A 22,680-nucleotide genomic window follows, 5' to 3' on the forward strand; every position below is an offset into this window, starting at 1 on the left:
GCCATGCCCAACACCCGACCGTCCGTCCTCTCCACGGCCGCGGCCTTGCCTCTGGACGAGGACGAGGTACGCGTCACCACCGCCCAGCGCCGGCTGATCGCCCTGGGCGCCGCTCTGGTCACCAACCCGTTCGACACCTCCGTCCACCAGCGGCTGCTGCGCTTCCTGAGCCAGGACATCGGCGCGGTGCTGGCGTCCTTGCGCACTCTGCAGGAGCGGCCCGAAGCGCAGCTTCGGGCCCGCATCGCCGAGCTGACCCCCATGTCCGCGAACGTGACCGTTGCCGGGCGGCACCAGTGATGCGGCTGCGCCGGACGAAGCCGGCCCCCGACATCTCCCCCGCCGACCTTGCCCCCGGTGAGGCGGTGGACACGGGGTGGGCCACCACGCCGATGTCCACCGGCGCCATGGCCAACGCGACCGCGCTGGTGCGCTGGTGCGCCTGGGGCCTGCTGCTGACCGGTCCGCTTCTGGGCGGCTTGGCGCTGGCCTCCACCGCGAAGCCGGTGGCCGTGCCCGCACGGGCGGAGGCGCCGCGGGCGCGGCCGGCGTCGTCGGATGCGGTGGCGCCGGCCGGGTTCGCCGAGGTGTACGTCGCCACCTACGTCAAGGCTGGTGACAGTGACGCGGCCGCGGAAGAGCTCGCGGCGTTCTACCCGGCGGCCCGTTCAATGTCGTGGGCGGGCGAGGGCGAGGCCGGGTCGGAGCGGGCGGAGTCGGCGTCGGCGGTGCAGGCGCGGCAAGTCTCGGCCGGCTACTGGTCGGTGACGGTGGCCGCGCGGATCACCGGCTCGGCGAACAAGTCCGACAGCGTCCGCTACTTCCAGGTGCCGGTGCGGGCCACGGCCGGCTCCAAAGGCGCGGCCGCGGGATGGACGGCGACGGCGCTGCCTGCCGAGGTCGCCGCCCCGACCGCTTCCAAGGGCGCGGCTCCCGAGCTGTCGTACGGGGCAGCGCACGCGCCGCTGGCGTCCGACCCGGCGGTGCGCACGGTCCAGGACTTCCTGGCGGCGTACCTGACGGGCCGCGGTGAGCTGGACCGTTACCTCTCCCCCGGCACCGCGCTGCACGCGGTGCGGCCGGCGCCGTACACGGCGGTGACGGTCACGCAGATCGCCGACCACGGCCATGCGCCGGCCGAGGGCGCCGAGGCCCAGGTCCCGCCCGACGGTGTCCAGCGCCGGCTCCTGGTCGACGTCGACGCCGAGGGCAAGCACGCGAGCGGGCGGCCGATGACGTACGCGATCGAGCTGCGCGCCCGCGATGGCCGGTGGGAGGTCGCCGCGCTCGAAGCCGCGCCCGCCCTCGCGACGTCCTCCACCTCTTCAGATCCTCAGGAAAGGCACGGCTCATGAACTTCATGCAGATGGCAGGAGCCATCTCCGACGCAACCACCCTCGTCAACCAGCTCAAGACCTTCTTTCTCGTGGGCGTGCTGGGGCTGATGTACGTCCTGTCCATCGTCTACGTGTGGGGCCAGACCAAGAGCGTGCTGAAGGCAGCCGTCGCGGCCATCGGTGGTGCGGCGGTCCTGGCCATCGTCGTCAACATGGCCGTGCTGCGGGACAAGATCGGCGAGGACATCAAGAGCCCCGGGAGCAATGCGGCTCCGGCTGCGGTCCGCGTCGTCGACCACATCGGCCCGGCCGGCGGTGAGCGGCGATGAGCACCACCGCTGCGGCGCCGGAGCCGCTGATCGGCCGCTGCTACACGAAGGCGCGGCGCCACCAGAACGTCGTGGGCACCTGGCCCGGCGGCGGCCGGATCTGGGGCGGCCCCTACACGTGGCCTCAGATCATCGTGGCGGCAGCCGCCCTGGCGGTGCTGCTGCTCACCGCCGGGCTGTGGGCGCATCACGGCCTGCTCGATGCCCTTCCGTTGCTCGGCGTGCCCTACGGCCTGGCGCTGGTGGTGGGCCGTGTGCACGTCGATGGCCGCAACCCCTTCGCCGTGGCGGCCAGTGTCCTGGGCCTGGCGGTCGCCGGTTCGGCCGGCCGGATGGACGGCCGCCCCGTGCGCCGGCCCCGGCGCGGTGCGGCGGTCGGTGTCTGCACGCTGACCTGGCAGCCGGCCGACGCCCACGCGCCGGCGACGGCACCGGCGGGCGCCCCTTCCCCCCGGCCGGTGCGCTCCGTTGCTGCACCCGACACCCCGGAGAACACCGCCGTCGCCGAGCGGCCGGCGACCGACGCGGCCGTGGCGCGGGTGACGTCGGGCGTGGGCGCGCTGCTCGCCGCCCGCGCCGCCGGCCAGAACACCACGAACACCAACAACGAGCGGGGGCAGTAATGCGGATTCCCGTCCGGCACATCGCCGGAAATGTCATCTGGACCCGTCACGGCACCTGCTGGGCGCTGTGGCGGGTGGAGGGAAGCGGGCACGCCCAGTCCTCCCGCACCGTCAAGGAACGCCGGCTTCGCGCGATGGAGTCTCTGGTCAAGCAGCTGCACGGCGAGTCGATGATGCTCAGCTTGTGCCCGCAGGTCGACCCGGCCGCGGTGGTGCGCAAGATGACCGACGGCGTCGACCTGGCCGCGAGCGAGCGCTACGAGCAGCTGGCGACGCGGGTGTGGGACCAGCTGGAGCGCATGGAGCTGACCAGCCGCGCGGACTGGCTGGCCGTCCCGCTGTCCGCCGCCGGCAAGAAGCAGGCGGCCGGCATGGCGTTCGACGCGGCTCGCGCGGAAATGGCCCTGCAGCTGGGCCTGCTGCCGGCGCCGGTCAGCGCCCGCGAAGAGGAGCGCCGGCTGAAGCAGGCCCGCGCGCTGGCCGCGACGTGGCCCTCGACGATCGCGGTGCGGCCCGCGAACGAGGCGGAAATCCTGTGGATCTACGGGCACAGCGCCCGGCGGGGAGTGCTGGAGCCGTTGCTGCCCGACCCGGAGCAGAGCAGCGGACGCGGCCGCGGGGCGGCTGCGCTGGGCGAGGTCATCCTCGCGGAGAGCGGCGCCCCCGCCGAGGCCCGACACGATGAGGACGGCGCGGGCGCGAGCCGGTTCGGGCGGCGCTGGCTGCAGGTCTCCACGGAGTGGGGCGACTCGTACCAGACGTTCCTGTCGCTGGCCGAGATGCCCGAGCGGTTCGTGTTCCCCGGCAGTGAGTACCTGGCGAGCCTGGACGAGTTCGGGTTTCCGGTGGACTGGGTGATGCGCCTGAAGGTCACCCCGGGTTCCGTCGCCGACGCCAAGGCGCGTCGGCAGGCCAATGAGCTGGCGAACCAGCCCGGCGAGTACGAGGGGGAGGTCTCCGGTGTGCCGTCGCGCGTGCACGATGCGGCGGACGGTGTGGAGGACTTCCGCAGTGCGGTGACCCGGACGAAGTCCGAGGTCGAGGTCCAGGCCATGGGCACGCTGTGCGTGTGGGGCACCACACCGGCAGAGATGGAGGCCCGCGCCGCAGAGCTCAAGACCCATTTCGGCGAGCACGACTACGCCTTCATCCGCCCGGTGGGCGAACAAGAGCGGCTGTTCTACGGGATGCTGCCGGGCGCCCGCACGCCGACGGTGTCGCTGTCCTACGCACAGGTGCTCCTCGCGCGCGACTTCGCGATGGCCGGTGCCTTCGGCGCCAGCGCTCTCGGGGACGCCAAGGGGCCGCTGTTCGGCCTGCAGCTGGCCGGCGGCGGGACCCGGCCGGTGCACACGGACTGGTCGATCGGCCCGCAGAAGTCGGCGTCCGCATCCGCGGCGTTCATCGGCGAGCTCGGCGGCGGCAAGAGCGTCGCGATGAAGACCGCCGTCTACACCATCCTCGCCGCCGGCCGCAAGGCCGGACAGCCGGGAAGCCGGGGCCGGGCGGTCATCGTCGACCGTACTCCTCAGCAGGAATGGGTTCGCTTCGCCAGGGCGTGCCCCGGCACCACCCAGGTCATCACCATCGACGACCAGGCCCAGGTCTCCCTCGACCCGCTGCGCACCATCCGCGACCGCTCCCAGGCGCAGCGCCGCACCGAGTCGTTCCTGACGCTGCTGCTGGGCATCGGCCCGATGAGCGACCAGGGCATCGCGCTGTCGGAGGCGATCGAGGCGACGCTGGCCGGGCCGACGCCGTGCATGGCAGAGCTGGTCAGTGAACTGCAGGTGCGCGGCAAGCGCGATGCGACCTCGAACGCGGTCGCGCGCAAGCTGGCCTCGGTGGCCCGCAAGGACCTGGCCCGCACGATCTTCGACCCCACGCTGCCGGTGGTGGACACGTCGAAGGCCGACGCGGTCGTCTTCGCCACCGCCAACCTGGCTCTCCCCAAGGAGCACGAACTCTCTGCTGACCGGCTGTCGACGCTGGAGTTCGAGAAGACCTTCGGCCGGGCGGCGCTGTACCTCATCGCGGCGCTGTGCCGGGAAATCTGCTTCGCCAACCCCCACGAATTCGCCGTGGCGGTCTGGGACGAGTGCTGGTGGCTGACCTCCTCCCCCGAGGGCATGGCCCTGCTCTTGGAGTTGGTCCGTGACGGTCGCAAGCACAGGGCCGGCTGCCTGGCCGGCAGCCACGACGGCGAAGACATCGGCCCGGAGGCATCCGCCACCGGGAAGGTCGTCCGCGGCCTCTTTCCTCGGAAGTTCCTGTTCAGGCAGACCGACGTGGCCCTCGCCAAGCGCGGCCTCGCCTTCCTCGACCTCGACCCCGACGATGCCGACCTGGTGGAGCTGGTCACCACCGGTCTGTCCCCCGTCGACGTGGAAGACGAGCTGCGTGCGCAGCGGGCCGGTGAGTGCCTGCACCGCGATCTGTACGGGCGGATCGGCGGGATGCAGATCGTCATCCCGGCCGACCCCGAGGCCGAGCCCGCCATTCACTCCGACCCTGCGTCCGCGGCATGAGGTGGCTGCGCCTGGCCGGGCAGACGGCGTGCGCAGGGCGGCGGGGCGCCTGGCGGCTGGTGCTGGTGCTGTGCGCCGCGGCCGTTCTCACCACGGCAATGGCCACGCACGCGGCCGCGGCCCCCGAGCCCAAGCCCTCCGCACCGACCAGCGCGCAGCCTTCCCCCTCCGAATCCGGGACACCCGGATCGCCGGACCAGAAGCCGGCGCCGGACGGGCGTGGCGGGGTGGCCTACGAGGACACCGCGCAGGGCAAGGCGGCCGCGAAGAAGGCACAGCGGGAGGCCAAGGAGTCGCTGCGCAAGAAGCTGCACCGCCTCGGCATCGGCAAGAACGACCTCCTGGACTCCTTCCATGTCACCGATGAAAACGGCATCCCCGTCAGCGCGTTCAAGGTCGACTCCGAGAGCGGCGACTGGTCCGACTGGGACCTGAAGGTGGACGAATGGCTCACGAGCCTGCTGTTCATGTGCACCAAGTGGATGATCGCTTTCGCCTGCTGGCTGCTGACCTGGGCGTTGGGCTTCAAGCTGGCCTCGCTCCTTCTCAAGCCGGCCCTCGCGGTGTCGGACTCCCTCTACAACAGCGTGTTGTTGCAGCTGGGTCTGCCGGGCCTGTTCCTCGCCTTCAGCGGCACCGTCGCGGCCTACCACTTGTTCTTCGGTGACCGCTCGCGCGGCTGGGGTGAACTCACCGCGTCGCTGCTGATCTCCGCGCTCGCGGTCACCACTCTCGCGTCGCCGCCCCAGACGCTGCTCGGCTCCGACGGCGCGGTGGGCAAGGCGCGTGACCTGGGTGTCGCCGTGGCCTCCATCGTCATGGGCGGCGAGGACCCCACCAGGCGGCCGGCCGACGCCGTGGTCGGCATCACGACGCCGATCACCGACGAGCTCGTCAAGGCCTTCGTGGTGCAGCCCTCCCAGGTGCTCACCTACGGGCAGACGTTCACCGACGACACCAAGGACAAGTGCGCCACGCAGTTCACGTCCTCCCGCATCTCGACCGCGCTCGTCAACCAGCAGGTCGCCAAGCAGACCAAGGCGATCAAGGACATGCCGGGCGCCGGGGACATCCTCGCGCCCGGGATCGGCGGCAAGATCGAGGACTTCGTCAAGGACAAGGCGGCGCAGTGGGGCATGGACACCTTCGGGACCAAGCCCGACGTCAAGTTCGAGAAGGCGTGTGTCAGCGGAAGTGCCAAGGCGGCGAAGAAGGCCTCCGGGGACAAGCTCGCCGGGTCCGCCTTCATGTTCCTGGCGGCGTTCCTGGTCTGCGTGCTCATCATCGGGCTCGCCGGCAGCTACCTGGCCGCCCAGGCATGGCTCGCCGCCGAGGCGATGCTGCTGCGCTGCGCGCTGATCGTCGGCACCCTGCCGGGGCCCGGCCGCGCGTGGCTGTGGTCGCGGGGCGCCGCGATCGCCCGCGGCCTGGCCCTGCTCGTCGGTCTCGTCGTGGCGCTCGGGGTGTTCGTCGTCGCGGTCACCGCCGTGGTCGCCGCGCCGGAGAAGGACATTCCCGGTGGCATCGTCGTCCGCTTCGTCACGATCGACATCCTGTGTGTCGGCGCGATCATCTTCCGCAAGCGCCTGATCAGCCGCTCGCGCCAGATGGCTGCCCGGCTCAAGACCCGCGTCGGAGCGTCCAAGCTCGGCGGCGCCGCCGCCCCTTCCGACCTCAGCTCCGGTGGCGGAGGCGGTCGGCGCGGCACCCTGGGCAAGATCGGTGGCGCCGCGCTGATGCTCGGTCTGATGGCCGCCACCGGCGGCAGTGCCGGCGTGGTCGGCGGCGGCCTGGGCCGCGCGGGCAGCACCCGCACCGTCCGGCATCTGGCCAAGGGCGCCGGACGACTCGCCCGCGGCGCCGGGAAGACGGTGGGGGCGGGAGCTCGGGCGGGCGTGCGCATGGGCCGCCTCGGGCTGAAGGGCACGGTCGGGCTGCCGGTCTACGGGCCGCGGGCCGCGCACCGTGCGGTGGCCGCGGCACAGGCTGTGCCCGGTCAGGTCACCGGTGCAGCCACCCAGCTCCAGGACCGCCTGGAGACCGCCCGGAGTCTGTATGAGCCGCAGGTGCGGGACTTCGCCGACGAGTACTGGCGTGGCATCGGCGGGCGCTGGATCAGCAACCGCGTCCGTGCCCGCCGCGGCCTGCCGCCGCTGCCCTCGCGCCCTGCGGGCCGTTCGGCTCGCCGGACCACCGGACCCCTCTCCCCCATGGCGCGTCGTGGGCCAGGCCGGCCGCCCAACCCGGCGCCCACCGTGGCGCCGCGGCGCAGCCGTCGGCCGCAGATGGTGCCGCAGCGGCCGATGACCCCGCCGGCGTCCAGCCGGCAGGCGAGTCTGCAGCAGCGGTTGCACCGCATCCGTGCCCGTGGCGCGGCGGCCAAGCAGCCGGCCCCGCCGCCCGTGCCGCCGCGCCGTCCCGTGCCGCCCCGTCCCCGGCAGCCCAGGAGGCGGTCATGAAGCGGCCGGGCATAGCGGTGGGGGCAGGGTTCGGCGCAGGGGCCCTCGGGTTGATCGGGGTGCTGGTGCTGTTCGTGGCCGCCGTGGCCAACGGCGTCGCCGGCCACCAGCAGGAGCAGGCCGCGGCCGGGACCCAGATCTCGGCGCCGAGCGGCGGAGCGGTGGGTGACATCCCGCCGGCCATGCTGGCTCTCTACCGGAAGGCGGCGCCGGCCGCCTGCGCGGGGCTGGACTGGTCGGTGCTCGCCGCGATCGGCAAGGTCGAGACCGACCACGCCCGCCACCCCACGATGCGGTCGAGCGCGGGAGCGGTCGGGCCCATGCAGTTCCTCCCGAGCACGTTCAAGGGGTACGCGTACCCGGTGCCGCCGGGCGGGGCGAACCCGCCGACGCCCTGGGATCCGGCCGATGCGGTGTATGCCGCGGCGCGGATGCTGTGCGCCAACGGCGCCAAGTCCGGCTCTGAGAAGGGGATCTATCGAGCGATCTACTCGTATAACCACGCGGATTGGTACGTGCGCAAGGTACTCGGCCAGGCGAAGGCCTACGCGGCGGCGCCGAGCACCGGGGGCGGGAGCGGCGGGGCGGCCGCGGGTTCGTCCAGCGCGATCGTGCGGGCCGCGTACTCGCAGCTCGGTGTCCCCTATGTATGGGGTGGCGGCGACATCCACGGCCCGAACAACGGCGGGCTGGACTGCTCGGGGCTGACCTCCTACGCCGTATATAAGGGGACAGGCGGCCGCGTTGCGCTGCCCCGCACGTCACAACAACAGCGCTTCGCGGGCATTGCGGTCCCCCGCGATGAGATGCAGCCTGGTGACTTGATCATCTTCAACAGGCACGGTTGGGGTCACGTGGGGATTTTCGTCGGGGACAACACGATGATCAACGCGCCGAAGCCGGGCAGGGGGGTCGAGACCGCCCCTCTTTCCGAATGGTCCGGCTATGAGTGGGCGGTGCGGCGGGTGACCTGACGCTGGCGGAGGCTGGCGGGCAGGTCCCCGCGGCGCGGGAGGCGACGGATATCACTTGGGCGGTTTGTCGGAGTTGGGTCAACTGCCCGTGAAAACAGACCCCGCGGTCTGCGAAACGGGCGGTAGGGTGCAAGCTCGGCCACTCATATGGCTCATAACCGTCCTTGCGGTGGCGATCAAGAAAATCGTCTCCACTGCGACAGAACCCAGAAAACTGCCTGTAGATCGAACCTTCGGGGGGAGCACGGATGCGACTCGCATCATGCCGGAACAGCTACCGCGGCAATCTGCTCAAGAACAGCGCAACCGCGCTGTTTACCACCGGCTTTGCGGCGCTAACCGTCGTCTCGTGCAGTAGTGGTCCCAGCGGTTCGGACGCCAAGCCCACGCCCTCGAAGTCCTCGGCCTCGAAGCCGGCGGCGGATGACGCGGCGGCCCGCAAGGACGTCCTGGCGGCGTACTCCGGGATGCGTACCGAGCAGGTCAAGGCCTACGCCAAGGGCAAGGCCTCGGGGACCAAACTGGAGAAGTACGCCACCGACAAGGCCCTTGCCACGGTTGAAGGCAACCTGTTCCGCTATCGCCAGGGCGGCATCGTCTTCAAGGGGAAGCCGAAGAGCTCGGCGAAGGTCACCGCTCTGAGCCTCTCCGACAAGCCGAAGACCGCGACCGTCACCGAGTGCCTGGACACCACGCACTGGAAGCCGGTGGTGAAGTCCAGCGGCAAGGAGGCGGCCAGCGGCAACCAGCCGCGCCGCTACACCGTGACCGGCACCGTGCGCACCATCGGGAAGACCTGGATGGTCGTCGGGCTCACCGCGGACAAGGACCACCCGTGCTGAAGGCACCGGCCGCCGCTGCAGTGACGCTCGGCATCCTGGCCGCAGCAGTTCCCGCCTACGCGGACGGCACCGGGCCCGAGGACTGCGGCGGCCTGGAAGTGTGCGTCGGCGCATACGACCCGGCCAGCCCCCAGCACCACGCCCCCAAGCAGCATCACGCCACCCCCAGCAAGGGCTCGGGCAAGAAGCCGGTCTGCAAGGTGTGGGGCGACGGCCAGAACACCGACATGAACAACGGCCCCACCGATGCCAAGGCTCCGGCCAACGTCGAGGTGCCCTGCCAGGACTCCGAACTCGGCTCGTTCTCCGGCGGCTGCTACTACAAGCCCGCCCCGGCCCCGCCTGCGGATGATCCCGTGTGGAAGGGCCACAAGCCGGGCGACGGCGCGATCTACCAGAAGACCTGCCCGATGGGCTCCAACAGCGATCCGTTCGGCACCAACGGCGCCGGGCTGGTGTGGATGGCCAAGCCGCCCGGCGGCGCCGGAGCCGATCCCGCCGAGCTCGCCCGCCAGGCCGTCGACAAGATGACACTGCGCGGCCCGGACATCGGCATCGTGCCCAAGCCCGGCGGCAAGGGACTGGTGGGGCTGCCGGTGTGGATGTGGACCGCCAAGACCGCGGAGACGTACGGGCCCAACACCGCCACGGCGACCGCCGGCGCTGTCACGGTCACTGCCACGGCGAAGGTCGACCAGATCGTGTGGGACATGGGCGACGGCCATTCGGTCACCTGCACCACGGCCGGTACCCCCTACAAGTCGTCGTACGGCAAGAAGAGTTCGCCGGACTGCGGATACCGCTACCTGCGCTCTTCCAAGGACGAGCCGGACGCGAAGTACCCGGTCACCGCCACTTCGACCTGGACCATCGACTGGCGTGGCGCCGGACAGACCGGCCAGCTCACCCAGACCCGTCAGTCCCAGACCCAGGTCAGCATCGGCCAGCTCAAGGTCCTCAACTAGTTCCGCGGACCAGCACGTAACGGAAAGTCGGGCGCGATGAACCGCACCAGCACCTCCCAGATCCCTGCCCCCACCACCGCACCTCCGCTGCGGCCCGAGACCCCCATCGGCGCCAGCCCGGCGCCCCGGCGTCGCAAACGCTCCACCATGGTGCTCGGCGTGCTGATCACGCTCGTCGGCGTGCTGGGCACGTCCATGCTGGTGCGCAGTGCCGGGGACCGGGTCGACGTACTGGCCGTGGCCCGGGACGTCCCGGCCGGACAGGAAATCACCGCTGAGGACCTGACTACCGCGGCGCTGCCCGAAGACCCTGCCCTGCAGCCGGTGAAGGCCATCGAGAAGGACAGCGTGATCGGCCGGCGTGCCACAGCGCCGCTGCACCGCGGTGAGCTGCTGGCCAATTCGCAGATCCACGGCGGCAAGGCCCTGCCCGACGGCCAGGAGCTCGTGGCCGTCGAGGTCCAGCGCGGCGCTGCCCCTTCCGACGCGCTCGCACCCGGCGACCAGATCAAGGTCATCTCCACGCCCGGCAAGGACTCGGCAGCCCCGGCCTCGGGCTCGAAGTCGGCCAGCCCGGAGGAGATCGAGGCGAAGGTCGTCAAGGTCGGCTCCCCCAACGCCACCGGGGCCGTCGTCATCCAGGTTGCCGTGGCCTCTACCGACAGCGCGCAGCTCGCTGCCCGTGCCGCCACCGGCCGGGTTGCCATCGTGCTCTCGTCGAAGGGCTGAGCACGATGTCCGTGATCGCGCTGACCTCAGCACACGCGAGCGGCGTGACCGTCTCTTCTCTGGCCATGGCGCTTGCCGGGCCTCGGCCGTCGCTGCTGGCGGAGGCGGACACCAAGGGCGGCTCCATTCGTACCGGCTACCGCATGGGCGAGTGGGGCGGCGAAGTCGGTCTGTGGCACCTGGCCCAGGCCGACCGTGAAGGGGCGCTCGCCGAGGCGTTCGAGGCGCACCTGCGGCGACTGGATGCGTCCGGCAGCCGATTGTGGCTACCGGGCCTGACCGATCCGTTGCAGGCCGCTGCCCTCGCCCAGACCTGGGAGCCGCTGAGCCTGCTGTTGCAGGCCATGGACCAGCACGCCAAGTACGACGTCGTCATCGATGCTGGCCGTGTCGTGCTCGAACCGGGAGGGGTGCACCCCTCCCTCTACCCGCGGCCGCTGCTGCACCGCGCGGACCTGGTCGTGCTGGTCATGCGCAACACCATGACCAGCGTGGCGCAGACGCTGCCCGTTGTCCGTTGCCTCCAGCAGGAGTTGGCGGAGCGCGGGACGGGCGCCGATGCCCTGCGACTGCTGCTGGTGCAGGAGGGCGATATCTCGGCGCATGACATCGCCCACCGGCTGCAGGTCCCGGTGATCGGCACGCTGCCATGGGAGGAGAAGACCGCCCGTATCCTCACGCACGGCACGACCCGGCAGGTGAAGCCGGGCGCGATGCGGCTGCTCAAGCACGCCCGCGAAGCGGCCCGCGCCGCAGAGGTCGAGGCGAGCACGCGGCGCCTGCGCATGCAGTTGCCCTCACCGCCCGTGACCTCGCCAGTGGTTGCCGGTGTGGTGCAGCGGCTGACCGCCCCGCGCCAGGAGGTGCCAGCCCATGACTAACCGCAACGGCACCCCGGTGAACGGGGGCACCCCTTTGTCCGGGCTGCTCAGGAACGCGCTTGCACAGCAGGCCCCGCACAGCGGGACCGCCGAACCGGCTCACGGGCCGCGGCCTGCTGCCCTGCCGGTACAGCTCGGCAAGGACGACGCTGCCGCTCCCGGCCGCCTGGCCGAGCTTCCCGGTGTGCTGCCTGTCTCCCGGGCCGTGATCCGGGAGCTGCAGGACGCGGTGTCGCAGGACCTGGTGGAAGCGGAGCGGAGCAGCGAGAGCCGGCTCAGTGCCGAGGACCAGCTGGAGCTGGCCCGGTCCCTGGTCGCCAAGCGCGTCTCGGCCTGGGCGGTCGAGGAAGCCCGCACCGCACGACCGCTGTCCGGCACCCAGCTGGAGACGGTCCGGCAGGCCATCATCAACGCGCTGTTCAAGGCAGGCCCGCTCCAGCAGTACCTGGAGGACGAGCGCGTCGAGAACATCGTCGTGGACGGTGACCGGGTGGAGATCGACTACTTCGACCAGCCCACCCAACGCGTCGACCCGGTGGCCGACGACGACGAAAGCCTGGTGGCGCTCATCAACCGGCTCGCCGCGCGCTCCGGCCACGGCGACCGCGTCCTGAACCCGGCCACCCCCATGACCAACTTCCGGCTGCCGGACCGCTCCCGCGTCGCCGCGACGCTGCTGACTACCCGGCCCACCATGGCGATCCGGCGCCACCGCGTCATGAGCGCCTCCCTGGAGGACCTCGTCGAGTGGGGCACGCTCAGCCCCGCGCTCAGCGCGTTCCTCCAGGGCCTGGTCGCGGCGAAGCAGACGATGCTGATCGCCGGGGACATGGGCGTGGGCAAGACGTCGCTGCTGCGGGCGCTGGTGCGCAAGGTCGGCTCGGGCGAGCGGATCGTGACGCTGGAGACCGACCGCGAGCTGTTCCTCGACGAAGACCCGGACGTGGCCGCGCACGTGATGGCGATGGAGGAACGCGCCTCCAACGGCGAGGTCGGCAAGGACGGGTCGCAGACCGGGCGGATCACGATCGCCGACATGTACCCGCACACGCTGCGGATGCTGTCCACGCGCGTGGTCGTCGGCGAGGTCCGCAGCACCGAAGTGGTGCCGATGCTCGATGCGATGAGCTCGGGCGGCCGCGGCTCGATGTGCACGCTGCACGCCGCCTACCCGCGCCTGGTCCTGCCCCGTCTAGTGCAGCTGTGCCAGAGCGCCGGCAAGGACGTGGACTCCACCCACCAGCTCGTTGCCAACGCGATCAACTTCGTGGTCTTCATTCGGCAGACCGACCAGACGCAGATCGGCGGCCGCCGTCACCGTTACGTCTCCGACGTCCTGCAGGTCACCCCGGGTGAAGGCGGTCAGCCCGCCTTCAGCCGCATCTTCGCGCCGGCTGGTGACGGTGACCCGCGAGGTGTGCCGCGGGATCTGCCGACCGGTGAGGTCATGCAGGAGCTGACCGACATCGGCTTCGACAAGCGATGGCTGACCGAGGCGCAATACGGCCGCTGGCCCAAGCCGATGGAGTTGGTGCGGCGATGAGTCTGGGACAGCTCGGGATGCTCGGTGCGCTGTGCGGCCTGCTCGTGGTGGCCGGCATCGCCCTGGCCGTACGGTCGTTCAAAGCGCCGGCCGAGGCAGAGCGGGTGCGGCCGCAGCGGGCATCGCTGTGGCAGCGGGTCTGCGAGTCGCTGCCCGGTGCGTGGGCAGAGCGCTACCGGTGGATCGTCGTGTTCGCCAGCGTCGTGGCGGTCGTGGTGTGGGGCTGGTCGGCTCGGCCCGTGCAGGGTCTGCTGGCCGCCGCGGTGGTGGCCGGCTTCCCCTGGATCTGGCATCCGTCGGTCACCTCCACCCGCCGCATCGTGCGGCTGGAGGCGCTGTCGCGCTGGCTGCAGCACCTCGCCGGCGCGCACGTCGTCGGGCACACCCTGGAGGCCGCGATCAGCGGCGCGATGCGCCAGGTCCCCGCCGACATCCATGACCCGGTCCGCACGCTGGAGGCCCGTCTGCGAATGGGCGTCGCCCCGGAAGCGGCCTACCGCGCGTTCGCCGACGACTTCGAGGACGGCGCGGTCGACAACGTCGTGCTGGTGTTCATCACCCACATCCGCGACCGCGGCCGCGGCATGGTCGAGACCCTGCAGACCCTCTCCGACCTGACGGCCGAAGAGGCGGCGTCGCTGCGCACCGTGGACGCGGACCGCCAAAAGGTCCGCACACAGACCCGCTGGGTGGCGATCATCGTGCTCGCGATGGGCTTCACCATGGGCAGTTCCTTCGGCCCCGCCTACAACACTGCGGGCGGGCAGATCTGGCTGTTGCTCATGGGCGCCGGATTCGTAGGCGCCCTGGTGTGGCTGCGGCGTCTGTGCGCGGTGCGGCCCTCGCCGCGGCTGCTGCAGTCGCGTCCGGCCCAGGAAACGAAGCAGGCCACGATGGCCGGGCAGGGGGGCGTTGAATGATGTCGATGGCAGGCGCCGTATATGGCGCGATGATTGGCGGCGGCGCCTTCCTGGTGGTCAGGGAACTGTTGCCGTCCCGCCCGGACCTGGGCACAGTCCTCGACCGCCTGGAGAACACCACCGCGGCCCCGAAGACGGAGCATGCGCCTGGGACTTCCCGCAGCGCGATCTGGACCGAGCAGGTCGGCACCCGCGTCCTGGGGTCCTTCGGCGACCAGGTGGGCGTGCCACGAAAGGACCTGGATCTGCTCGGGATCTCGCCGGCCAAGCACGTCGGCGACAAGGTCATCGGCGCCATCGGTGGCTTCGCGATGCCGCAGATGGCTCTGGCGATGGCCGCGCTGCTCGGCGTTCCGCTGCCGTTCGTGGTGCCGCTGTTCGTGTCGGTGATGTTCGCGGCGATCATGTGGGTCTCCGCCGACACCAACGTGCGTTCCAAAGCGACCAAGCTGCGGCTGGAGTACCGCTACGCGGTGGCGTCCTTGATGGAGCGGGCCCGCCTACAGCGCGGGGCGCACTCCGGCGCCGAGCGGGCTCTGTACGAGACGGCTGCGGTCGGCGACGGACGGGTCTATGTCCGGATCCGGGCTGCGCTCGATCAGGCCCGGCTGTCGGGCACTCCGCCGTGGGACGCGCTCAAGGCCCTGTCCGAGCAGCTGGACGTCCCCGAGCTGGCCGGGCCGGCGGATACGTTCGCGCATGCTGGCGGCGAGGGCGCCTCCATCGTCGCGGCGCTGGAGACGCAGGCCAAGGCCCTGCGTAAGCGGTTGCAGACCGACGTCCAGGCCGAGGCCAACGCCGACTCCGAAAAGAGTGTGGTGCCGGGCACGGTGCTGTTCGTCGTGCTGTTCGCGACCCTCGGCTATCCGCTCTTCCAGACCCTGATCAGCACCTGATCGCTTCAGCGGCGACAGCACAGCAACCGTTCACCACAAATAGAGGGGGAGATCCCATGAAGCACACCGCCCGCACCCTGCGATCCCGGCTGGCCGACCGCTGGCTGACGGCCGTGGCCCGCATGACGAGCACCCGCAGTGACGCCGGCCTGGAGACCCTGGAAAAGCTCATCATCGGCGCCGTCCTCATCGTCGCCGCCACCGCCTTCGGCGCTGCGTTCAACGGCAAGTTCGACTCGCTGATGTCCACCTTCAAGAGCTCGTTCTGACATGTGGCGGAGCTGGAGGCAGCGGTGGTGCGCACGGCGCGCAGGCATGCGGGGCGATGAGGGAATGGGGACGCTGGAGTTCACCATCACCGCGCCGGTCATCATGCTGATTCTGTGCGCCGGGCTGCAGCTGGGCATGTGGTACCTGGCCCAGGAGGCCGCGCTCACCGCTGCCCGCAAGGCCGCCACCGTCGGCGCCGCCTACCAGGCCTCCCCCGCTGACGGCACCGCCCGCGCCCGGAATTGGCTCGCCGGGGTGCACCTCATCAAGGGCACGGTCGTCTCCTCGTCGGGCTCCACCGCCGACCGGGTCCGTGTGACCGTGACGGGCACCAGCCTGTCGCTGGTGCCCGGCTGGACCCCGCAGGTCACCAAGTCCGCCGAAGTGCCTGTTGAGCGCTGGGATGTGGGGCCGTGATGACGATGCTGCGCCGCCTTCACCGGCGGGACGACCGGGGCACCTACACCCTGGAAAACATCATTTGCGTGTGCTTCCTGCTGCCCTTCCTGGGGCTGCTCGCCGCGTACGGTCTGGCCGGAGTTTTTGATTCCAGCGTCGACAATGCCGCCAACTCCGCGGCCCGCGCTGCGTCGCAGGCCGCTGACGCGGACACCGCCCAGGCCCGCGGCCGCGCCGCCGCCACTGCGGCCCTGCGCCAGGACGATCGCAACTGCACCAGCCGGACCGTCAGTATCGACACCAGTTCCTTCAACGCGCCGCTCGGGCAGGCCGCGAGCGTGACCGCCACCGTCACCTGCACCATCCCGCTCTCCCAGCTGACGGTGCCGGGCCTGCCCGGCTCCAAGACGCTCACCGCCACGGCCACGAGCGCGCTGGACCAGTACGCCGACCGCGCGGAGTGACCATGCTGCCCTTTACTTCCGCCGCCCGCCGGTTCCTGCGCCACCGCTGCCGTGGTCCCGCAGACCGCGGCTCGGCCACGTTGTTCTGGATCATCGTCGGCATGGTCTTCCTCAGCCTGCTGGCTCTCGTCGTGGACGGCGGGGGACAGCTCAAGGCGTCCGCGCACGCCGACGACGTCGCCAATGCCGCGGCCAGGGCAGGCGGTCAGCAGATCGACGCCGGCAAGGCCATCCCCGGCGGGGAGGTCGTCGTCGACCCGGCGGCCGCCGTCTCCGTCGCCCGGGACTTCTTGCGCCAGGCCGGAGTGGAGGGCACCGTCTCTGTTTCCGACGGCGGCAAGCGCCTGAACGTGGACGTGACCGACACCTACAACTGCCTCATGCTCGTCGGCGTCGGCCGCCCCACCCTGCCCGTCACCGGACACGGCACCGCCCAGCTCGTCCACCAGGTCGGAGACTGACTGACATGCCCCACCCCCACTCCCCCACGCACCGCCCCTGGCCGCTGACCCTGGTACGCGTCACCGGCAGCCTTGCGGCCCTTGCCGCGCTCGTCGTCGGCCTGCCGCTCGCGCTGCTGCGCGTCGGCACGCTGCCCGCTGGCGTGCCCTCCGTGGGCGATATCGGGGATGCCCTGATGGCGCCGGACGACGGGCAGGTCCTCTTCACCGCCATCACGCTGGTGTGCTGGGTGCTGTGGGCATGGTTCATCGCCTCCCTGGTCGTGGAGGCCGCGGCCCTCCTGCGCCACCGGGCCGCGCCGCGGGTTCGGGGCCTGGCCGCACCGCAGCGCCTTGCGGCCGTACTGCTGGGCGGACTGCTGGTCTTCCCGTCGGCCACCGCTATCGCCGCTACCCCCGCCACCGCGGTTGCCCACAACACGACGGCAGCCCCCGCCCCCTCCACCGCCCACGCGCCCACGCCGCAGAAGGCGTCCACACACACTGGTCCCCGGCACACCGTGGGCGCGACCGGCGAGACACTGTGGGACCTGGCCGAGCACTACCTCGGCGACGGGCGCCGCTACAGCGAACTGCGCGCCCTGAACCCCGGCCTGCCGCAGACCGCGACGCTGCCCGTCGGCACCGTCGTCAACCTGCCAGCCGACGCGTACGGCGTGCACACCGAGCTCGCCGCGGCCGCCCCGGCCTCCGCCGAGACCCAGCAGGAGCCAAAGGCCGAAACGTACACGGTGGCTTCGGGCGACTCCCTCTCCGGCATCGCGCAGAAGAAGCTGGGCAGCGCCAGTCGCTGGCACGACATCTACACCGAGAACCGCGACGAGATCAGCAACCCTGACCTGATCTACCCGGGCCAGCACTTTGACCTGCCCGGCCACAACGCCCAGCCCCCGCACGCGGACCACGAGGACGCCCCGCGGCCCGCCCCGGCCAAGCCGGCCCCGCACAAGGACCACAGCGCCGCGCCGACCACCCCGGACACGGACTCCTCTACCGGCGCACCCGACCGTCAGGCACCCGAGCACCACGGCAGTTCCAGCACGCACCGCCCCGACGCCCAGCCGGAACACTCCTCCCCCGCCGCGCCAGCCCCCTCGTCTCCCGCCCCGTCAACACCCGACGTCCCTGCGCCCCATGGCTCCGCGCAGACGGAGACGGCGCAGCCGGAGGTGCATGCCGTTGACGATGAGCAGACGCTGGCGCCCGCCATGGTGTGGGCTGGGGCCGGTGTGCTGGCCGCGGCGCTGATCGGCACGCTCGTCACCCGCCGTGTGCTGCAGCAGCGCCGCCGCAAGCCCGGCCACCGCATCGCCATGCCCGAGGGAAGTGCCGCCGAGACCGAGCGCCGACTGCGCAGCGTCCAGCACAGCGGCTTCGACCTCCTCAATGCCGCTCTGCGGGCGCTCGCCTCCCACCTCGCCGACGCCGGGCGCGACCTGCCCGATCTCGACGCGGTGGTCCTGCACGACGCCCGACTCGATCTCCACCTGGCCCGACAGGCCCCGCCGGTCGCTCCGTTCACGGCCATGCCCGGCCAGCCGCACGTGTGGACCTGCACCGCCGCCCACCCCACTCTGGGCGAGGACCACAGCGACATGGATGCCCCCTACCCCGCTCTGGTCTCGCTCGGCTGGGACGACGACGGCCGCCTGGTCCTGGTCGACCTCGAGCGCATCGGCGTCCTCAACCTCACCGGCGATGCTCACCTCGCCCAGAGCGTGATGCGGGGGATCGCAATGGAGTTGGCAACCGCCAGCGTCCACGGCCCCCTGGACGTCACGGTCGTCGATAGCACCGCGCCCGGCCTGGACGACGTCGTACCCGAGCGCGTCGCCCGCAGCGCAAGCCTCGCCCAGATCACCACTAAGCTCACCGCCCACGCCACCGACCAGCGCCGCAGCCTCACCGAGCTCGGTGCACGCGGTCTGGGCGAGGCCCGGCTGCACGAGGACTCCGGCGGCGCCTGGACACCCCACGTCGTCCTCGCCCAAGACCTGACCGGCGACCCGGGCGCGCTCTTCGCGGCTCTCGAACTCGATGCCGCGCCGCGCACCGCGAGCGCCGTCGTTGTCGCCGCCCCGACCGACGTGCCGCTGCCCGACACCGCCTGGACCCTGGACTGCGGCGGCCCGGAGCAGAGCGTCACCCTGCCCGGCTCCGGCCTCACCATCCATGTCCAGGGCCTGGACAACGCCGTCTACGCGGATGCCGTCGAGCTGCTGCGCGTCGCCGCCAGCTCCGCTTCCCTGCCGCCGTCCCCCGCCCCGGCCCATCCCGTCACCGACGAGGAGGACTTGCAGACCACGGACGCAACCCCCGGCGAGCAGCCGGCCGGGACCTCGGGCGCGGACGGGGCCGGGTTGCCGGCCGAATACGCCGACGACGAGGGCGAGGACGCCGCCGACGAGCCGGAAGGTCCCGCAAAGCACGCCGCAGCCCTCCCCCAGCTGGCCACGGAGCCCGTCGACACCAGCACCACCGTCGCACCGGGCCCGGCAGACACCGCACTGGTCCGCGTCGCGCAGGCCTGCACCACCGGCACCGCGCACCTCACCATCCCCCTCCCGCCCGAGACGACAACTGCGGCACCCGAAAGCGAAGATACGGCCGCCGCTGCCGGCGCCGCGGCGCCAGACATCCTGCTGCTCGGCCCCGTCTCCCTCACCGGTGCGACCGGCCGCTACGACTCCGCCCGAGAAGCCCCCAGCACAGAACTCGCGGTCTTCCTCTACCTGAACCCCGACGTCGACCACCACGCCATCGACGCCGCACTGTGGCCCACCAGCACCGTGCACAAGTCCATGCGCACCTCCGTGATCTCCCGCCTGCGCAGCTGGCTGGGCCAGGACGCCGACGGCACGTACTTCTTCCCGCGCCTGCAGGACACCGAAGGCCACCGCTACCGGCTCAGCCCCAGCGTCGACTGTGACTGGACCCGCTTCCAGCGCTTCGCCGCAGCGGGGCTTCACGACGTGAGTGAGGACGGGGATCTGGCGCTGCGCCGCGCGCTGTCCCTCGTGCGCGGTCGCCCGTTCTCCGCTGTCGACCGCCAGCGCTACTCCTGGGCCGAGCCGCTCATGCAGGAGATGTGCGAGGCCATTGTGGATGTCGCGCTGGAGCTGTCCGACCGTCTGCGGGAGGCTGGCGACACCACCGGCGCCCTGTGGTCGGCGAACCGCGGTCTCCTCGCCGCCGAGGAGAGCGAACCGCTGCACCGTGCCGTCTTCCGGGCCCACCACAAGGCCGGTGACACCGCTGCCTTGCGCGAGGCCGCCGCCAGGCTGGTCCGTATCAACGACCAGCTCGGCGGCGAAGGCGTCGATATGGACGCCGAGACCGCGCAGCTCCTGCGTGACCTGCTCCCCCGCACCCGCCAGACCACCAGCTGAGAGGCGGCCGAACACCCGGCACTCACCAGCTGGTGCCGCGCAGCAAACCACCCGACGATGCGGGCGCACCGTGCGCCTGCTCACGGAATCCCAGCCGCCGCGCTTCAGGCGGCGCAGCACGAGAGGGGCGCTCCATGCTCGGTCAGCTGCTGGCCACGCTTGTGGGCCTTGCAGCAGGAGCTGCCCTACGCCCGGTCGTTGTTGCTCTCGCCGTCCCGGCCGGCGAGCCCGTCAGCATCCCGTGCATGGCCTGCTCGCCGTGTCCGGGCGCGACGTGGCGCCCGTATGCCCTGCGGCTGCTGCCGCCAGGCGGCCGCTGTTCCACCTGCCGTGTCCGGTTGTGTGCACCCTGGCTGCCGGAGCTCACCACTGCGGCGGCGTTCGCCGCGGTCGCGGCCGGCGGGACGGAAGGCTGGTACGCCGCTGCCCAGTACTGGCTGGCGCTCATTGGCTCCGCCCTGCTGTTGGTCGACAGCGCCGTCCAACGTCTACCGGACGCCCTGACCCTGCCCGCCGCCGTCGGCACCTTCACGCTGCTCACCGTCGCCTCCGCGCACCACGAGCCCGGCAGTCTCGGGCGGGCCCTGGCCGCCGCGGCCGCCGCCGGCGTGCTGTTCACGGTGCTGGCCTTGGGCGGCATGGGCCTGGGTGACGCCAAGCTCGTCATCTCTCTCAGCGCCCTGCTCGGATGGCACAGCTGGCATGTGGCACTCCTGGGGCTCATGATGAGCTTCCTGCTCGCGGCTGTCGTGGCGGTCTTCTTGCTCCTCGCCCGACGCAGCACCCGCAAAAGCACGATGGCCTTCGGCCCGTTCCTGATCATCGGCACGCTGGCCGCCCTCCTTGCCCACAGCTAAATTCGCCCGCAGTGCTGAGCGGTGGGGCTGTCGTGCGGTTGGTGGTGGCCAGTCGTTGGCCGATCGCGCTCGTGCAGGTGACCGTGGCCGACTTCCCCGAACCGGCCATCAGACGATCGGCCATGACCGACTCGGAGGATGGCCGGTCAGCGGCCACGTAGGCGGTTCAGCCAGCCGTGCAGGCGCGGCGAGCGCGGCGAAGGAACGGCGGGTGGACAGCGCGGTAGTGGCGGAACGACCGGACCGCCGGCTGGTGCCGGTGGCCGATCCGGTGCCCGAGGCTGAGCCGGAGCCGGAGGCCGACGGGCAGTGGAGGCTGAAGTGCCCGCCCGTGGACCTCTCAGCGGGATGAGGTACGGCGGGCAGGGCTTGATGTCGATTGCCGACCGGTCGTATTCGTCACCCCGTTCATCCCGGACCCACGGGATCCGCACCCCCGGCTTCCTCTGCGGCTTTCCCACCTGCTCCCCCACTCCTCGACGGCTGATACACCGATCTTGCCGCAGCTACCGACGCTCGCCGGTCGACTTGGAGGGTTTCTTTGGCCGCCGTACCGCCGGGCGGGACACAGCGGCGAATAGCCGGATGGGATGGCCGATCAGACCATCGGCCACGGGAGTATCCGTGCGCGGGCGTGTGGCCGACTCCTGCACTTCGGCCATCGGCCACGGGGTGGATCGGTCATGGCCGCGGCCGGACCGGTGGAGGCTTGTCGGCCACTCGGCCACGGCTCTCACGCTGTGGCCGATGCCGTGGGCTTAATCTGCCGATCGGTCACGTGCGGTCGGTGACCGACCTCAGGTGGGCGCGGCCCTGCTGTCGCTCGCGATCGGCCTTGATCTTCTTGGCCTCGGCAACCGCTCGCTGGCCCGTTCGCGGGGCTACTCCCAGCCGACGGGCAGCCTCTGCACCGGACAGTTTCTTCTCCCCTGCAGCCTCCGCCTCGATCATCCACTGCAGCACCTGCTCGATCCTCTCTTCATCGGGATCGCGCTCTTGCTGCTGCGGCTGCGGCTGCCGCGCCGTGGCCTCACCGCTGTCCAACGCCTCGGCCTCCCAGAGTTCAGGCTGGCCGACGGTGTCCGGCTCACGGGCCGACGGGATGGCCGACGGGCTGGCCGCGGACGCAGCGGCACTGTGGCCGGTCACGCCCTGGCTGGTGACCGAGGAGACCGGTTGATGCGTCTGCTGCCCACCGGTGGCCGACGCTGCGGCCACCGGCTCCTGAAGCGGGGGTGCATCGGCCACCGCGGTGCTGGCCGAAGCGTGCTCGGTCACGCCGCTGTAGGTCGCGTGACCGACATCAGCCGGCTGCGGCTCAGGCTCGGGCTTCGGGTCGACCACGTCCATGATCGGCGCAGGGTCTTCCCGGGCGTTGGGTGCGTCGCCGTGCTGGGTGGTGTAGGCGTGGACGGCACCGGCGAAGTCGTCCCCGTGCTCCTGCTCGGGGACGAACGCCGGGTCGTAGTTCCCGCGGTACGTCACCTGCTGCGGGGCCACGAACCACTGACTCGGCAGTTCCTCGGACTCGGCACCGACGTTGGACTCGGTTCCGACCCCCGCGTCGGCTCCGACCCCGGCCGGCTCCTGCGTCGTGGGCTCCAGGGCGGGCGTGGCGGATCGCCAAGGCGCCGGCAGCAGCTGCGGTTCGATGCCCGCGGCGGCCAGCCCCGCGGGAGCGGTCTTCGCCAGCGGCACCCCGAACCGCGCGAGCCGCAGCGGCATCAGGGACTCCACGGGGGCCTTGCGGCGCCAGGCCCGTCCGAACCGGGAACGCAGGCGGGCCTGGTACACCAGCCGCTCCTGCTCCAGCT

At 71.6% G+C, this 22,680-nt stretch carries 20 protein-coding genes and 1 pseudogene; 20 read left to right on the top strand and 1 reads right to left on the bottom strand.

Annotated elements, in window-relative coordinates:
- Window positions 1-3 precede the first annotated feature (3 nt).
- From IEY78_RS29480 to IEY78_RS29575, 20 genes are all read left to right on the top strand, one after another.
- Window positions 4-300: a hypothetical protein gene (locus tag IEY78_RS29480; RefSeq protein ID WP_189103440.1), complete on the top strand. Its 297-nt coding sequence runs from the start codon at window positions 4-6 to the stop codon at window positions 298-300.
- On the top strand, window positions 300-1,355 hold the full coding sequence (locus IEY78_RS29485; protein WP_229700243.1) for a conjugal transfer protein: 1,056 nt from the start codon (window positions 300-302) through the stop codon (window positions 1,353-1,355). Before IEY78_RS29480 ends, IEY78_RS29485 begins: the two co-directional genes overlap by 1 nt.
- On the top strand, window positions 1,352-1,666 hold the full coding sequence (locus IEY78_RS29490) for a hypothetical protein (RefSeq protein WP_189103442.1): 315 nt from the start codon (window positions 1,352-1,354) through the stop codon (window positions 1,664-1,666). Before IEY78_RS29485 ends, IEY78_RS29490 begins: the two co-directional genes overlap by 4 nt.
- Window positions 1,663-2,289, top strand: a complete 627-nt coding sequence (locus IEY78_RS29495) for a hypothetical protein (RefSeq protein WP_189103444.1) — start codon at window positions 1,663-1,665, stop codon at window positions 2,287-2,289. Before IEY78_RS29490 ends, IEY78_RS29495 begins: the two co-directional genes overlap by 4 nt.
- Window positions 2,289-4,817, top strand: coding sequence for an ATP-binding protein (locus IEY78_RS29500; protein ID WP_189103446.1), 2,529 nt, complete (start codon window positions 2,289-2,291; stop codon window positions 4,815-4,817). Before IEY78_RS29495 ends, IEY78_RS29500 begins: the two co-directional genes overlap by 1 nt.
- A complete protein-coding gene (locus IEY78_RS29505; protein ID WP_189103447.1) occupies window positions 4,814-7,276 on the top strand; it encodes a hypothetical protein in 2,463 nt (820 codons plus the stop codon). Before IEY78_RS29500 ends, IEY78_RS29505 begins: the two co-directional genes overlap by 4 nt.
- Window positions 7,273-8,250, top strand: coding sequence for a C40 family peptidase (locus IEY78_RS29510; protein WP_189103448.1), 978 nt, complete (start codon window positions 7,273-7,275; stop codon window positions 8,248-8,250). The genes IEY78_RS29505 and IEY78_RS29510 overlap by 4 nt, the downstream gene beginning before the upstream one ends.
- A 248-nt stretch (window positions 8,251-8,498) precedes the next feature.
- Entirely contained in the window at window positions 8,499-9,092 is a 594-nt protein-coding gene (locus IEY78_RS29515; protein ID WP_189103449.1) for a hypothetical protein, read from the top strand.
- Window positions 9,086-10,057: an ATP/GTP-binding protein gene (locus IEY78_RS29520; RefSeq protein WP_229700244.1), complete on the top strand. Its 972-nt coding sequence runs from the start codon at window positions 9,086-9,088 to the stop codon at window positions 10,055-10,057. Before IEY78_RS29515 ends, IEY78_RS29520 begins: the two co-directional genes overlap by 7 nt.
- Window positions 10,058-10,093: 36 nt before the next feature.
- Window positions 10,094-10,786 (top strand): SAF domain-containing protein, encoded by a 693-nt coding sequence (locus IEY78_RS29525; RefSeq protein WP_229700245.1) that lies wholly within the window; start codon window positions 10,094-10,096, stop codon window positions 10,784-10,786.
- Window positions 10,787-10,797: 11 nt separating this feature from the next.
- Window positions 10,798-11,667: a CpaE/TadZ family protein gene (locus IEY78_RS29530; RefSeq protein ID WP_373294271.1), complete on the top strand. Its 870-nt coding sequence runs from the start codon at window positions 10,798-10,800 to the stop codon at window positions 11,665-11,667.
- Window positions 11,660-13,210, top strand: a complete 1,551-nt coding sequence (locus IEY78_RS29535) for a TadA family conjugal transfer-associated ATPase (RefSeq protein ID WP_189103450.1) — start codon at window positions 11,660-11,662, stop codon at window positions 13,208-13,210. Before IEY78_RS29530 ends, IEY78_RS29535 begins: the two co-directional genes overlap by 8 nt.
- Window positions 13,207-14,130 carry a type II secretion system F family protein gene (locus IEY78_RS29540; RefSeq protein WP_189103451.1) on the top strand — a complete coding sequence of 308 codons (924 nt, stop codon included), beginning with the start codon at window positions 13,207-13,209 and terminating at the stop codon, window positions 14,128-14,130. The genes IEY78_RS29535 and IEY78_RS29540 overlap by 4 nt, the downstream gene beginning before the upstream one ends.
- Window positions 14,131-14,135: 5 nt before the next feature.
- Window positions 14,136-15,026: a type II secretion system F family protein gene (locus IEY78_RS29545; protein ID WP_229700247.1), complete on the top strand. Its 891-nt coding sequence runs from the start codon at window positions 14,136-14,138 to the stop codon at window positions 15,024-15,026.
- 56 nt (window positions 15,027-15,082) lie between these two features.
- Window positions 15,083-15,295, top strand: coding sequence for a hypothetical protein (locus tag IEY78_RS29550; RefSeq protein WP_189103453.1), 213 nt, complete (start codon window positions 15,083-15,085; stop codon window positions 15,293-15,295).
- A 46-nt stretch (window positions 15,296-15,341) separates the two neighbouring features.
- Window positions 15,342-15,713, top strand: a complete 372-nt coding sequence (locus tag IEY78_RS29555) for a TadE family protein (protein WP_229700248.1) — start codon at window positions 15,342-15,344, stop codon at window positions 15,711-15,713.
- Entirely contained in the window at window positions 15,713-16,159 is a 447-nt protein-coding gene (locus tag IEY78_RS29560) for a hypothetical protein (RefSeq protein ID WP_229700249.1), read from the top strand. Before IEY78_RS29555 ends, IEY78_RS29560 begins: the two co-directional genes overlap by 1 nt.
- Before the next feature lie 2 nt (window positions 16,160-16,161).
- Window positions 16,162-16,620, top strand: a complete 459-nt coding sequence (locus IEY78_RS29565) for a TadE/TadG family type IV pilus assembly protein (RefSeq protein ID WP_189103455.1) — start codon at window positions 16,162-16,164, stop codon at window positions 16,618-16,620.
- A 5-nt stretch (window positions 16,621-16,625) separates the two neighbouring features.
- Entirely contained in the window at window positions 16,626-20,009 is a 3,384-nt protein-coding gene (locus IEY78_RS29570) for a LysM peptidoglycan-binding domain-containing protein (protein WP_189103457.1), read from the top strand.
- Between the two features lie 338 nt (window positions 20,010-20,347).
- A complete protein-coding gene (locus IEY78_RS29575) occupies window positions 20,348-20,866 on the top strand; it encodes a prepilin peptidase (protein WP_229700250.1) in 519 nt (172 codons plus the stop codon).
- Window positions 20,867-21,640: 774 nt separating this feature from the next.
- Here IEY78_RS29575 and IEY78_RS34685 read toward each other — a convergent pair.
- A pseudogene (locus IEY78_RS34685) lies at window positions 21,641-22,680 on the bottom strand (hypothetical protein); the annotation flags it as partial.

The organism is Streptomyces kronopolitis, assembly GCF_014646275.1.
Classification (GTDB): domain Bacteria; phylum Actinomycetota; class Actinomycetes; order Streptomycetales; family Streptomycetaceae; genus Streptomyces; species Streptomyces kronopolitis.